Genomic DNA, 13883 nt, shown 5'->3' on the forward strand with positions numbered 1-13883 from the left:
GGAGAGGTTCGTCAGGTAAATATGTCGGCGCTATTCGCTGGGGAGGCTAGGAGGTTTCGCCGAAATTTCGGGTAAACGGAGGTGCGATCGTAGGAGTCGGATTACAGGTTAAAAAGTCCTATAGCTTCAACTGCCCAATCGCCTTGCTCAACTCCCCGGCCAGCGTCGCCAGTTCATTGCTGGTCGTCGCTGAATCCACGGTTTGCTGCACCGTGTTCTCGGTTACATCACGAATGCTCACTACCGCGCGGTTCATCTCTTCGGCGACGTGGCTTTGCTGTTCGGCCGCCACGGCGATCTGGGTGTTGCTCTCGCGCATCTGCGCCACGGCGCCGGTTATTTCGGCGAGGGCCGCGCCGGCTTCCTGGGCTTGCTGTACGCAGTCGTCGGCCTTGAAGGAGCTTTCCTGCATGAAGTCCACCGCGTCGCGGGTGCCGGCCTGAAGCGCCGAGACCATACGGGTGATTTCGTCGGTGGAGCTTTGCACACGTTTGGCCAAGTTGCGTACTTCGTCGGCGACCACGGCAAAACCACGGCCCATTTCGCCGGCGCGGGCGGCTTCGATGGCGGCGTTGAGGGCGAGCAGGTTGGTCTGTTCGGCGATGCTGTGGATTACGCCGACCACGCCGTTGATTTTCTGGCTGTCCTCGGCGAGTTTCTGGATCATTTCGGCGGTCTGTTGCACGCCGGTGGACAGCCCGGCAATCGAACGCTGCACCCGGCTGACCACTTCCCGGCCGCTGCCGGCGAGGGTGTCGGCGGTTTGGGACAGGTCGCGGGTGGCGCCGGCGTGCTGGGCGATGTGGTAGACGGTGGCGGTCATCTCATTGATCGCGGTGGCGGCCTGATCGGTTTCGCTTTGCTGGCCGAGCATGCCGTGTTGTACCTCGTTCATGCTGCTGGCCAGGCGCGCGGCACCGTCATCGAGCTGCTGCGCTGTGCGCGCCACCGTGCCGACCACCCGCTGGTAGCCGGCTTGCATGGCGTTGAAGGCGCTGGCCATCTGGCCGACTTCGTCCTTGCAGGCCAACGGCACGCGGGCCGACAGGTCGCCGGTCTTCTCCACGTGCAGCATCACGTCTTTGAGGGTGTTGAGTTGGCTGAGCAGGAAGCGGATCAGCAGTTGCGAGGCACCGAGCATCGCCAGCATCAGGATCAGCACCGCCACGGCGTAGTTGACGAAGCGTTCGCCGAATACTTGGCTCAGGCTGCGCCCGTAGGCCAGCACGGCGATCTGTTGACCGTCGGCCCGCGCGACGACGTCGGCACCAATCAGTGGGTTTTCGCCGAAAAGCGGCATGTGATTGAGCTCGGCCCAACCACTGGCGGTGCTCAGGGCTGACAGATCCTGGTCGGCCAGCTGTGGTACTTGGCCACGGGCAAACGTCAGCCAATGCTCATCTTTGGGCAGTGGCTTATCGGCCGGCCACGCACCGAGCAATCGCGCCTGCGCCTGCGCCGAGGCCTGGGACGCATCGCTGCGTGCCTGTTGTTCGAGCTGCACGGCGTACAGCACCAGCAGCAAGGTGGTGATGAAGGCGACCGCGTTGACGGCCCAGAATTTGTATTTCAGCGAGATATTGCTAAGCCAGGCACCCATGGAAGGTTTTCTCTGATAGCGGAAACAGCATTGGCAAGGTGCCATTATTGTGCCGCTACTCAGGGAACCGGTTTTGACATGGGTCAATGCGCCGCATTAATCCACGGCAGGCAAGCCAAAAAACGCGCGCGAACAGGCGGTGCTGTGTTCGGCCAGGTCTTGCACCGTTTCATTGCGGTGCAGGGCGACTTCGCGCAGGACTTCCGGCAGGTAGGCCGGTTCATTGCGGCCATTTTTCGGCTTCGGTCGCAGTGTGCGCGGCAGCAAGTAGGGCGCATCGCTTTCCAGCATCAGGCGACCACGGGGAATTTCCCTGACCAGTGGATGCAGGTGTGTCCCACGGCGTTCATCGCAGATCCAGCCGGTGATGCCGATATGCAAGTCGAGGTCGAGGTAGCTGAACAGGGCTTGCTGTTCGCCGGTGAAGCAATGCACCACGGCGGCGGTCAGGTGGTCGCGGTAGTCCTTGAGGATTTCCAGCAGTCGCTGGTTGGCGTCGCGTTCGTGGAGAAACACCGGCAATTTCAGCTCGACGGCCAGGGCCAGGTGTTCTTCGAGGACTTTTTCCTGCTGTGGGCGCGGGGAAAAGTCGCGGTTGAAATCCAGCCCGCATTCGCCCACTGCACGCACGCGGCTTTCGTTGAGTAAACCGCGCAATTGCCGCGCGCTGTCGCCGTTCCAGTCACTGGCGGAGTGCGGGTGGATGCCCGCGGTGCTGAACAGGCGCTGGGCGCTTTCATCGAGTTTTACACAGAGTTCCAGTGCCTGTTCGCTGCCTTCGACACTGGTGCCGGTGAGCACCAATTGCTGCACGCCGGCGGCATAGGCGCGGTCGAGAACGGCCTGGTGCCTCTCGTCGAAACTGGGGTTGGTCAGGTTGACGCCGATATCAATGAGTTGCATGGTGCTATCTCCGCCTGCGGCCGGAAAGCATATCAGAGCTGTAGATTTATAAGAAAAACTAAGAACTACAACGAGTTATAGCTGTCTTTGAACGTCGCAAGTGACATTGTGGTCGGCCCTGCGCCTTCCTCCATGCCACCGTTGCGCGCCTTGCCAGCGCATAAAGCGCTCTGTTTCTGACCTCCAGCCCTTTGTCTTTCACGAAGGTGCTGGCCAGTATTCTTTCCGGAGAGCGGATGATCCGACCCTCGGCGTTGCTTGTGTTGTGCCTGACTTTACTGCTGCCCACGGCGGCGGTTGCACGTCTGGACGGGCCGCTGGAAGTGACCAAGCCCGGCAAGGTGCGGGACCTGGCGCAGATTCGCTCCAGTCGCACGCTGCGCGTGCTGGTCAACCAGAGCCGCAACAGTTCCGGTGAAGTCCAGGGCCAGGCCATCGGTGTCGAATACCACCGCCTGCGCGCTTTCGAGCAATACCTCAATGGTCACGCCCGTGACGGTGAGGAAATCAACCTCAAGATTATTCCCAAGGCCAAGGACCAACTGCTCGGCGCATTGGCGCGTGGCGAAGGCGACTTGGTGGCGCCCGGTGAATTACTCGATGTGAAGGCCGTGCACAAGATCAGCACCAGTGACCCGATTGCCAGTGATGTGCCGTTGTGGCTGGTGGGCGTCAAGGGTGAACGGCGCTTTACCAAGTTGGAGCAGCTGTCCGGGCGCACCCTGGCGTTGACCACCGGCAGTGCGGCGGCGGATGCGATCAATCAGGTCAACCAGCAGTTGGCTTTGCATAAGCGGCCGCCGGTGAAGGTGGAGTGGGTCGATCCAACACTGGCGGTGGAAGATGTGCTTGAGATGGTTCAAGCCGGGATCTTCCACCTCACCATCGTCGAGAAGCCGATTGCCGAGCGCTGGTCGAAAATCCTGCCCAAGTTACGCTTTGATCGGCAGGTGGCTATCAGCGAGCCGGGGGATGAATACTGGTTCGTGCGCCAGGATGCCTCGATGCTGCGGGCCAGTATTGACCGTTTTCTCAAGACCTACCGAACCCCGTCCGATCAGGACGTGGCCTTCCAACGTATCTACCGTCGCCTGTATCAAGTGCGCAACCCGCTGGCCCGCGCCGACCGCCAGCGCCTTGAAAAACTGCGCCCGGTCCTGCAAAAGCATGCTCGCGAGCAGGGCATGGATTGGTTGAACCTGGCGGCGCTGGCGTTCAAGGAGTCCGCTCTTGACCCCGGCGCACGTAACAGTGGCGGCCCGACCGGCTTGATGCAGATCACGCCGTCGGCGGCGCAGCGCGTCGGCGTCAACAATATCGAGAGTCTGGACAGCAATGTGCAGGCCGGGGCCCGTTACCTGGCGATGATCCGTCGCAAGTTCTTTGCCAGCCCCAAACTCAACGAGCGTGAACGCATGGCCTTTGTACTGGCGGCCTACAACATGGGGCCGGAGCGGGTGCAGGGTATGCGCGCGGAGGCGCGTCGGCGGGGGCTGAACCCCAATCAGTGGTTCTTCCAGGTCGAGCGCATTGCTATGGAGCAGGTGGGAATGGGCGGCGTCAGCTATGTTAATAGCGTGAACAAGTACTACTTGGCGTTTGATCGGGAGCGGGAGTCCCTGGAACCGGCAGCGCCAAAAATTGCTTCACGCAAATGATCGGGTTTATAGATAAGTATTAGGCATTATTTGCGCTTTTATCATTGCTTTATCCGATTAATATAGCGGCCAACCCACCCCTACTTTGAAAAGGATTAGCACCATGAGCCCACTGATCAACCGCATCCTGTCTACCCGCGCCGGTTATGGCCTGACTATCCTGCGAATCTTTGTCGGCATTATCTTCGCAGCCCACGGCTCGCAAAAACTCTTCGGCTGGTTTGGCGGCTACGGCCTGGCGGGTACTGCGCAGTATATGGAAAGCCTCGGCCTGACCCCTGGCACCTTGATGGCGGTGCTGTCGGGCGGTACGGAGTTCTTCGCCGGCCTGGCCTTGATCATCGGTTTATTGGCGCGCCCTGCGGCACTGGGGCTGACCTTCCTGTCGCTGGTGGCAATCTTTTCGGTGCATATCCATAACGGTCTGTTTATGGCTAACAATGGGTATGAATTCGCACTGGCCTTGCTCGGTGGCTCGCTGGCGGTGCTGCTGGAAGGGGCTGGCAAATTGTCTGTCGACCGCGCCATTGCCCACTGATACTCACATAACACCGGTAAAAAGCCCGCCATGAGCGGGCTTTTTCATTGCTCGGGATTCTTGACACTGCCCCACCGGCTTCTCTAGGATGCTGCTCATGCGCCGATTTAAACAGCTAATTGCGGGGCGCCACCGGGTTCAATGCAGCCCGACAGAAGCATGCACTCGTACAGAGTCAGGTTTCGAAATTCCGCTAAAGCGCTGGTTCGGTGTTGCCTCTCACCTGCCCGCAGACTTTTGAGGCAGAGACACGACACGATGAATGCACTACGCCCCCTCATACGCCTGGCCCCGATCACCGCGGACCTGACCCAACGCAACCCCAAAATCCTGCTGGGCGGCAAGCACCAGCCGACGCTATTACGTTATCTGGATGGCTGGCCGCGTCGCACGGGGCGCCCATCGGCGTTCCTGATCCAATTCGTGGAAGATGGCGAATCCCTGGCCCGTTTTGCCAGCAACAGCTTTGATCTTGCGGTTATCCAGGCGCCCAGTGCCGACCACGCCGAAGAGGTGATTCGTCAACTGACGCGCATTGCGCGACAAGGGCTGATTGCTCGTCGTTGACGCTCTGGTGTTGAGCGTTCAGCGAGGCCAGGTGGCAGCAGCTGAACGACGCCGGCGCTGGTAAATAAAAACGGCCCAGGCGATCAGGCACAACAGCAGTGGCACCGCCGCAATCATCAACAGCTTCAGGTGGCGTTCTGTTTGATGCACCTGTTGGTAAGCCTCGACTTTGAGGGCATGCAGCTCCATGGGGAGCCGCAGGCGTTCCTTGTTCAACGCTTGCAACTGGGTATTGCTGTCCACCGCTTGAGTGCCGACGCTTGAGTTCGGTGGATTCAAGCGTTGCCACTCCTGTTCTGTTCGTTCAAGTCGTCGCTCAAGTTCAGCCGACTTTTGCGCATAGGTCTGTGCGGCCGCCTCGCGCATGTGCTCGAGCGGGTTTGAAGATTGGCCAGCCATTGCACGGGGTTTAATGCTCGCGAGCGCTTCGGGAGCGGCCAGGTTGTCCAGGGTATTCAACACGAACGACACGTTGCTGTTTGGGGCCGAATCGATGACGGCATCCGTGAGCAAGTCCGTGTCGGCGACCACGACTACCTGGATGTTTTCAGCCTTCTGCAAACCAGCCGCACTGCCTTTTATGCCGTCGGGGAATGTGGAGTAGGCCGGCCCATCGAGGCGAGCAGCGATCACCTGGCGCTGCCCGAGCGTGGACGTCTCATCAATCAGTGAATCGAACGCTGTCGCTGCTGCAAAGCGCTTGGTGTCCAGCAGTGCTGACTGCCTGGAACTTTGGAGTAGCGGGGTGAAGTTTGTGCGGCTTTTTCTTAGTCGAGAAAGTGCGCCACTGCTTGAGACAATCACCGAGTTCAATTTCCAGGCACTGGCATCATTTTCTGTCATTGCTTGGCGTGGCAGGTTTAAACGGGCCGGATGCACTACGGTCGCCTGTCCTGTACCCAATGAGGCCGATGAGGCGTAGAGGTTGTCGACCAGTAGTTTGTCCGTTGGCATCTGCAGGCCCCAGGCCGACAGCAGCCCATCCAACTTGTTGTTTGTGGGGGCCACGTTTGTATCCATCTCGCTCATTGGGTCAATAAACAGCATTGCCTTGGCGCCGCTCAGTACAAACTGTTCAACCGCATACAAGGTTGCCTCCGGCAGCGCGCCCGGATGCACCACCATCAGCGCGCCGACTGATTGAGGGATTTGATCGGTGTTTGCTGCCAGTTCAACAAGGTTGAAATGCCGCTGCAGTTGCTCCAATACCTTTGCACCAGGCTGATCTAATGAAAGCCCGGATAGAACGCCGACGGTAGGGCGCTCAGGGTGCACCAACTTGTAGATCAGGTGGCTGATCTCGTACTCAAGCAACGAATCGTCGTCAAGACGGAATGCGTTGATACGTTGAGCGGCCTGGCCTGCACGGGTACCTATAAGGCCGAGAAACCCTTGCGAGTCGTCAAGGCCGAACAAGCCAGCTTTGTAGGCATCCTCTGAGTAAGGTGCTGGATCAATAACGTGCAGGTTAATCATGCCCTTTGCCGCTTTTTCGAACTCTTTGAGCAGGTCTTCCACATGCTCGCCATGGCGTTCCAGCGCTTGGCTTTTCTTCGGGTCATTGCTTGAATTGAAGTAATAAAGATCCAGAGGGTGTTCCAGCGTCGAGAGTAATTGGCGGACAGGGGGCGATAGCGTGTGGATTTTTTGTTGTGAAAAGTCCCAGCGCACATTGGGCAGATGGCTTACCCACGTTAGATTAAATGCCAGGAAAATCAGGAGTATGACCGTAAGTGTCATACCGGTACCAAGAATGGATCGCATGCGTTGCTTTCCTTTTCAACTGGTTTTGTAGTTCACAGTGACAATCGTTGCCGACAGAAAGGCAAAGATCATGCTGATGAAGTACAAACTGTCATGGAGTGTCAGCTTGCCGTTATCGATAGCGCTGAAACGCGAGATTGGGTTAAGGGCGATCAGGCTGTCGATCACCCAGATGGGGGCCTGACGTTCAAGTGCATCCAGCACCGAGGAAAGTGCACTGGCGGTAAGCAGCAAACCCAGGGTCAATAGGAAAGTCACCATGCGCCGGTGCGTCAGTGCGCAAATGAAGCAGCCGACAGATAAATAGCTTCCGGCGAGCAACCAACTGGCCAAAAATTGTGAGCTGATAACGAGATTGTCCGCGGCGCCCAAGTAATTGGCGATGACCACTATGGGAAATGTTAGGGTCAGGGCGATACCGCACACGAGCCAGGCGGCCAGAAACTTCCCGAGCACGCGTTCGGTTACCGTGATGGGCAGGGTGTTCATCACGTCGCGTAAGCCGGGGTTGCGTTCGTCCGACCAAAGTTGCGTCGATACAGCGGGAATCAGCAGCAAGTAGAGCCAGGGGTGCAGCTGGAAAAAGACCTGTAAGTCGCCACTGTCCTGTTCCAGCCATGGGCTCGTGTACAACCCCAGTGTTGCGCACAACACCAGAAACGCAGCTACACTCAGGTAAGTGCCGGGTGTGCTGGCGTAACTGGCGAACTGACGTTTGAAAATGACGGGCAGCTGTTTCAAGGGCTTACCTCTTGGCTCAGATGGTGCACAACTTCGTTCAGGCGCCCTGGCTCCAGATTCAGCGAAGTTATGTTCCAGCCGCGGCTGGCAATGAGTGCATTGATGGGGGGGTAGATGTTGTGCCCTGGCATGGCGAGAACCGTCACCTTGCCCGGTGCATGCCGGTCTTCTTCGATGCCAGCGACACCGGGTAGTACCGCCAGTGCCAGCAAGTCCAAAGGCGTTTCTGCGGCCAGGGTTACGGCGCGAAAATGCCGAGAGTTACGTTGCAGATCGAGCAGCGGGGCGTCAGCCATCAGTCGGCCTCCCGCGATAACCAGCGCACGCGTGCAGATGCTGGATAGCTCGTTGCAGTGTCGGGAGGCGATGATGACCGTCATTTCTTCGGTCAAGGAGTGGATAAGTGTCCTGAACTTAAGCAGTTGATCCGTCGCCATACCTTCAGTGGGTTCATCCAGCAGGAGCAGGCTGGGTGTATGCAGGATCGCCTGGGCGATAGCGACTTTGCGCTTCAAACCGCTGGAGAGCGTAGCGAGCGGGGCGTTGAGCACACGTGACAACTCCAGACGCATGGCCGCCCGATCTACCCGGCTGCGCTTTTCAGCGCCGCTGAAGCCTCGGATGGCAGCAATGAAGTTGAGCATGTCTTTTACCGACATTGTTTGATGGTTGAGACCATCCTGAAGTTGGTAACCCAGTGCTTTGCGTGCTTGAAGTGGATGGGTTTGGGTGTCGAACCCTTGGATGTTGATATGCCCTCCGGAAGGTTTCACCAATCCGGATATCAAGTTCAGCAGTATGGTTTTACCCGCGCCATGTTCCCCGAACAGGCCTATGCATTCTTGGCGTTGAGCGCAAAACGAGAGGTTGTTGATAACGTTTCTTTTGCCCAAGTGCTTCGTCAGGCTGCTTATCTCGAGCATTTTTTTACCGAATAAGTTTTGCAGGACGTGAAATAGGCTTGCCATTTTGGTTGAACGCCGAAAAGGTTACGTTCAATCATTGCAGTTGGGAACGTGGGGGTGGCGATATCAGAAAAGTCCTACGTCAGGCCGGATAACTTGCTGTAACAATTACGTTGTTACGAGGCTTATTAGTGGTCGGGTTTAAACCCGACATTTATATAAGGTTTGTTCTTTTGTAATGAGGCCTGATTATCATGATGCTTTTACGTACGCTTGTTCTTGAACGCAACGGTCAGGACACCCCGGTCAACGGTGCCCTGCTCTGCGGGTTTACGATTGCACAAACCGATTCCAACTTTCTCGTTTATAGCCTGGATGAAGAGACCGAGCCTGGTAACTCCAGGGTCTACATCGCGGCGTTACGTAAAAAGCTCGATCGGTATTTTCTCAGCGGTGTTGAGTCCAAGGAAGACCTGCAGGTGGCCATGCAAGTCTTCAAGCAAATCCTCACGACGGCCGCCGCTGGCGGTACTAAGGCAACTACCGATATCGAGGCAGGAGTGCCCTTTCATTTCATCGATTTGAAAGGCTGCAAGTTGCCGCCTGCCAGGCCAGAGGATCATCATTCAATGATCATCAAGAAGGCATTGGTGATGAAGGTGATCACGTTGGGCATGTCTGCTCCCTCGTTGCCGGCCATCGAGAGTGCTTCATTGATCGTGCCGTCCATTCGCTTCTCGTCGCAAATGGTCTCGCCGGCTGCCAGAGCCTCGAACCAGCCCAAGCTCGTGGAGGTGCCTGCACTCGAGCCTGTTGTTGAAGAAGCGTTGAACCCGGCCATTGCAATAACGCAGCCGGCGCAGGTGAGTGAGGTGCCCCAAGTCCCCCAGGCCGCGCAGACAGTAGAGTTCAATGCGCCGCCCGCTCAAGCTCGTTTTGAGCCTGAGGAACCCGCCCCGTCGAAACGCCCGGCCCCGATGGAACACGCAGCGATGCTTGAGGTTGACAGCACGCTGACCAGCCTCGCCAAGGTCGCCCAGGAGCTGACGCAACAAAAGCTCGCGGTCATCGAACGTGAGGAGGCGCTTGAGCAATGGCAGGCTGGGCTGCAGCAGGCACAGGAAGAGCTCGACCAGAAGCTCGGTGAGCTGGAGCAACGCGATACCCAGCTGCAGCGCCAGAGGGTGGAAGTTAGCCAAAAGAGCCGTGAGTTGGAGCAGCGTGAAGCACAGTTGCTGAGCCAACAAGCAGACGTTGGCGAGAAGACCGAACAGTTGACGTTGGCGATGTCGCACTTGTCGACTATGCGCCAGCGCTTGCAGGGCGTGCTTCTTGAACTGGATCAAACCCTGGATGGCCACGCGTGAATTGATGCGTTTTACGACCTGGCTACTTTGCCGGGTTCATTTATCATCAACCCCTGCCAGCCGACGCCAATGCTTGAGGCAGCGGTGTAACGGCATTATTGGACATTGCCTGGGGATGCATGCGTTTGAGTACCAAGCTGATAACCAAAGAAGGTCATGAAGCGCTGAAAAAAGAGCTGGATTACCTGTGGCGTGAAAAGCGTCCGGACACCACCCGCAAGGTGACCTGGGCGGCTTCCCTGGGGGATCGTAGCGAGAACGCGGATTACCAGTACAACAAGAAGCTGCTGCGTGAGATTGATCGGCGGGTGCGCTATTTGCGCAAGCGGCTGGAAGATATGCGGGTGGTGGAATACATGCCCGAGCAGGAAGGGAAGGTGTTCTTCGGTGCGTGGGTCGATATCGAAAACGAGCAGGGCGAAACCAAGCGGTTCCGAATCGTCGGCTATGACGAAATTTATGAGCGCATGGACTACATCTCCATCGATTCGCCCATGGCCCGCGCACTGCTGCGTAAGGAGGTTGACGATGAAGCGATCGTGCAAACCCCGAATGGCGATGTGTGTTGGTGGATTACCGCTATCGAGTATGTGAAGTAGACGATGGCCGGCACGCAGCAGCGCGTGCTGGCCATCGGCCTTTTCAGCCTTCGCGCAACACCGTCAACGGGCTTGCATTCAATGCGCGGCGTGTACCGAATACTCCGGCACCACCGATCAGCACGGCGCCGATCACCGGCAACAGTATCAGCCACGGGTGAGGGTGCCAGGCCAGGTCAAACGCGTAACGGTACAGTACCCAGGTCACCAGCTCGGTACCCAGCGCTGCCAGCAGGCCGCTGACCGCGCCCAGCAAGCCGAACTCTATACGTCGCGCCTTGACCAGCAACTTGCGCTCCGCGCCCAGCGCACGTAACAGCGCGCCTTGGCGAATCCGCTCATCCAGGGTGGCCTGCAAGCCGGAAAACAGCACTGCCATGCCCGCTGCCAAGACAAATAACAGCACGTATTCCACCGCCAGGGTCACTTGGGCGAGGATGCTGCGCAACTGCTCAAGCAACGCCTCAACCTGCAGGATCGTAACAGCTGGAAACGCGCGGGACAGGTCGACGATCTGCTGGTCATGACCCGGCGCGAGGTAGAAGCTGGTCAGGTAGGTCGCGGGCAGGTCCTTCAAGGTGCCCGGCTGGAAGATCATGAAGAAGTTGGGCTGGAAGTTGTCCCAGTTGATCGTCCGCAGGCTGGTGACACGCGCTTCGCGGTTCTCCCCACCGATGGTGAACACCAGACGATCGTTCAGCTTGAGCTTCAGGCTTTCAGCGACTTTGGCCTCCACTGACACCCCGGGAATTTCATCACTCGGTTGCTGCGTCCACCAGGAACCTGCGGTCAAGACGTTGCCCGGTGGCAGGTCGGCTGCCCACGTCAGGCTCAAGTCACGTTGCACGGCACGGTCACCGCTGGAGTCCTTGCTGACGATCTGCTGCACCGGCTCGCCATTGATGCTGATCAAGCGCCCCGGTATCACCGGATACAACGGCGCCGCTTGAGCCTGCACCTCCAGCAGACGCGCGCCAAAGGCCTCCTTGTCGGCCGGCAGGATGTTCAGGGCGAAATAATTGGGCGCGTCCTTGGGCAACTGGTTTTGCCAGGTGTCGAGCAGCTCGCCGCGCAACAGCGCGATCAAGCCCATGGACAACAGGATCAAGCCAAACGCCAGGGATTGCCCGGCCGCTGCCAACGGATGACGCAGCAATTGGCCCAGGCCCAGGCGCCAGGGCAGGGTGGCGCGTGCCAATAAGCGCCGCAGGCTTTGCAGCAACAACAGCAGCAAGCCGCCGAGGATCAGCGCAGCTACGACACCGCCGCCCAGTAACGCGAAGGTCAATACCAGGTCGAGGCTCAGTCGCCACATGATCAGGCCAAGCGCGAACAGCGCCGCGCCATACACCATCCAGGTACTGGAAGGGATCGGCAGCAAGTCACGGCGTAACACCCGCAACGGTGGCACACGACCCAGCGCCGCCAGGGGCGGCAGGGCGAAGCCGGCGAGGGCGACCAGGCCGGTGCCGATGCCCGCAACCGCCGGCAGCAACCCGCCGGGCGGTACGTCTGCCGGCAGCAGGTCGTGAAGGAAGTAGAACAGGCCAAACTGCGCCAGCCAGCCGAGCAGGGCACCGGCCAGGCTCGCCGCCAGGCCCAAAACGCTGAGTTGCAGGCTGAACAGCAACATCGCTTCGCGTCGTGACAGACCCAGGCAGCGCAGCAGTGCACTGGCGTCGAAACGGCGGCTGGCAAAACGGTTGGCCGACAGCGCCACCGCCACACCGGCCAGCAGCACTGCGACGAGGCTGGCCATGTTCAGGTAGCGTTCGGCCTTGCCCAGGGCGCCGCCGATTTGCTGGTTACCGTCTCGCGAATCCTGCAAGCGCTGGTTGGCGGCAAGCCCTGGCTTGACCAGGTCGCGGTAGGTCTGCAGCGCCGTACTGCCTTGAGGCGCGCGCCACAGTTCACGGTAGCTGACGCGGCTGCCGGGCTGGACCACGCCGGTAGCGTCCAGGTCTGCCAGGTTGATCATCACCCGTGGCGTAAGGCTGTAGAAGTTGCCGGCGCGGTCGGGCTCATACGTCAGGATGTGCGTCAGGCGCAGGGTCTTGTTGCCGACATCAATGTCATCGCCGACTTTCAGGTCCAGTGCTGTCAGCAGGCGTGCTTCCACCCAGGCCTCGCCGGGCGTGGGGCCGCCACCCGCTGTTTCAGCGCCGAAGGGCTGCGTGGCACTTTTGAGCTCGCCACGCAGCGGGTATTGCTCGTTGACCGCCTTGATACTGGAAAGCTGGATGCCGTTGTCTGTGGCGATGACGCTGGAGAACTCGACGATGCGTGCGTGATCCAGGCCTAGCTCAAGGCCGGATTTGATTTGCTCGGGCCGGGCCGGCGAGCTGCCTTCGAGCACCAGGTCGGCACCGAGGAAATCGGTGGCACGCAACAGCATGGCACCGTTGAGGCGCGCGCCGAAGTAGCCGATGGCGGTGCTGGCCGCCACCGCTACCACGAGGGCGAAAAACAACACGCGCAACTCGCCGGCGCGGGCATCGCGCAGCAATTGACGCATGGCAAGGCTGAACAGGCGCAACAGCGGCAAACGTGCCATCAAGGCTCCAGGGGCGCGACCATCAGGCCGGCTTCAAGGCGGATCAGGCGTCGGCAACGGTGGGCCAGGCGCTCGTCGTGGGTCACCAGCACCAGGGTCGTGCCGCTCTCTTTATTGAGTTCGAACAGCAGGTCGCTGATACGCTCGCCGGTGTGGCTGTCGAGGTTGCCGGTGGGTTCATCGGCGAACAGCACGTCCGGCTCGGCGGCAAATGCGCGGGCAATGGCGACCCGTTGTTGCTCGCCGCCGGACAGCTGGCGCGGCGAGTGGGTGAGGCGCTGGCCCAGGCCGACGCGCTCCAGCAGGTGCCGGGCGCGCTCGCGGGCGTCTTTGCGGCCGTCCAGCTCCAGCGGCAGCATGACGTTTTCCAGCGCGTTGAGGCTGTCGAGCAGTTGGAATGACTGGAAGACGAAGCCCACGTGCTCGGCGCGGATGCGCGCCCGCTGGTCTTCGTCGAGGGTGCTCAAGGCTTGCCCGGCGAGCGTGACTTCACCGCTGCTGGGCAGGTCGAGGCCGGCCAGCAGGCCGAGGAGGGTGGATTTACCGGAACCTGAGCTGCCGACGATAGCCAGGCTATCGCCCTTGTTCAGTTCCAGGCTCAGTTCGTGCAGGATAGTCAGTTCACCTTCCGCGCTGGGAACCACTTTGCTAAGGTTCCGCGCGGTGAGAATGCTTGCGCCCATGGAG

General features: G+C 59.4%; 12 protein-coding genes. 5 read left to right on the forward strand and 7 right to left on the reverse strand.

Annotated features, from left to right (window positions below):
* Positions 1-118 precede the first annotated feature (118 nt).
* On the reverse strand, positions 119-1600 hold the full coding sequence (locus PspR76_RS09715) for a methyl-accepting chemotaxis protein (protein ID WP_159954993.1): 1482 nt from the start codon (positions 1598-1600) through the stop codon (positions 119-121).
* Positions 1601-1696: 96 nt separating this feature from the next.
* Entirely contained in the window at positions 1697-2503 is an 807-nt protein-coding gene (locus PspR76_RS09720) for a TatD family hydrolase (protein WP_159954994.1), read from the reverse strand.
* 236 nt (positions 2504-2739) lie between these two features.
* On the opposite strand from PspR76_RS09720, the gene PspR76_RS09725 reads away from it, so the two are divergent.
* The 3 genes from PspR76_RS09725 to PspR76_RS09735 all read left to right on the forward strand — a co-directional run bounded on the left by PspR76_RS09725 (position 2740) and on the right by PspR76_RS09735 (position 5266).
* The gene (locus tag PspR76_RS09725) at positions 2740-4161 is read left to right on the forward strand and encodes a transglycosylase SLT domain-containing protein (protein WP_159954995.1); all 1422 of its coding nucleotides are present in this window, start codon (positions 2740-2742) and stop codon (positions 4159-4161) included.
* 103 nt (positions 4162-4264) lie between these two features.
* On the forward strand, positions 4265-4699 hold the full coding sequence (locus PspR76_RS09730; RefSeq protein WP_159954996.1) for a DoxX family protein: 435 nt from the start codon (positions 4265-4267) through the stop codon (positions 4697-4699).
* Positions 4700-4957: 258 nt separating this feature from the next.
* Positions 4958-5266: a class I SAM-dependent methyltransferase gene (locus PspR76_RS09735; protein ID WP_159954997.1), complete on the forward strand. Its 309-nt coding sequence runs from the start codon at positions 4958-4960 to the stop codon at positions 5264-5266.
* 18 nt (positions 5267-5284) lie between these two features.
* Here the strand turns inward: PspR76_RS09735 and PspR76_RS09740 are convergent, their stop codons facing one another.
* Genes PspR76_RS09740 through PspR76_RS09750 form a run of 3 tightly spaced genes read right to left on the reverse strand, consistent with a single transcriptional unit; the run spans position 5285 to position 8694 of the window.
* A complete protein-coding gene (locus tag PspR76_RS09740; protein ID WP_159954998.1) occupies positions 5285-7030 on the reverse strand; it encodes a Gldg family protein in 1746 nt (581 codons plus the stop codon).
* Positions 7031-7045: 15 nt separating this feature from the next.
* Complete coding sequence (locus tag PspR76_RS09745) at positions 7046-7771, reverse strand: ABC transporter permease (RefSeq protein ID WP_159954999.1); 726 nt, start codon at positions 7769-7771, stop codon at positions 7046-7048.
* Positions 7768-8694, reverse strand: coding sequence for an ABC transporter ATP-binding protein (locus PspR76_RS09750; protein WP_159961383.1), 927 nt, complete (start codon positions 8692-8694; stop codon positions 7768-7770). The genes PspR76_RS09745 and PspR76_RS09750 overlap by 4 nt, the downstream gene beginning before the upstream one ends.
* Positions 8695-8930: 236 nt before the next feature.
* Here PspR76_RS09750 and PspR76_RS09755 point away from each other — a divergent pair, with 236 nt between their 5' ends.
* Together PspR76_RS09755 and greB are read left to right on the forward strand one after the other, a co-directional pair.
* Positions 8931-10043: a hypothetical protein gene (locus PspR76_RS09755; protein WP_159955000.1), complete on the forward strand. Its 1113-nt coding sequence runs from the start codon at positions 8931-8933 to the stop codon at positions 10041-10043.
* Between the two features lie 125 nt (positions 10044-10168).
* Entirely contained in the window at positions 10169-10642 is a 474-nt protein-coding gene (greB, locus tag PspR76_RS09760) for a transcription elongation factor GreB (protein ID WP_159955001.1), read from the forward strand.
* 43 nt (positions 10643-10685) lie between these two features.
* Here the strand turns inward: greB and PspR76_RS09765 are convergent, their stop codons facing one another.
* Together PspR76_RS09765 and PspR76_RS09770 are read right to left on the reverse strand one after the other, a co-directional pair.
* A complete protein-coding gene (locus tag PspR76_RS09765; RefSeq protein WP_159955002.1) occupies positions 10686-13196 on the reverse strand; it encodes an ABC transporter permease in 2511 nt (836 codons plus the stop codon).
* Positions 13196-13879 carry an ABC transporter ATP-binding protein gene (locus PspR76_RS09770; protein ID WP_005786391.1) on the reverse strand — a complete coding sequence of 228 codons (684 nt, stop codon included), beginning with the start codon at positions 13877-13879 and terminating at the stop codon, positions 13196-13198. Before PspR76_RS09770 ends, PspR76_RS09765 begins: the two co-directional genes overlap by 1 nt.
* Between the last annotated feature and the right edge of the window lie 4 nt (positions 13880-13883).

Source organism: Pseudomonas sp. R76, assembly GCF_009834565.1.
In the GTDB taxonomy this organism is placed as follows: Bacteria; Pseudomonadota; Gammaproteobacteria; order Pseudomonadales; family Pseudomonadaceae; genus Aquipseudomonas.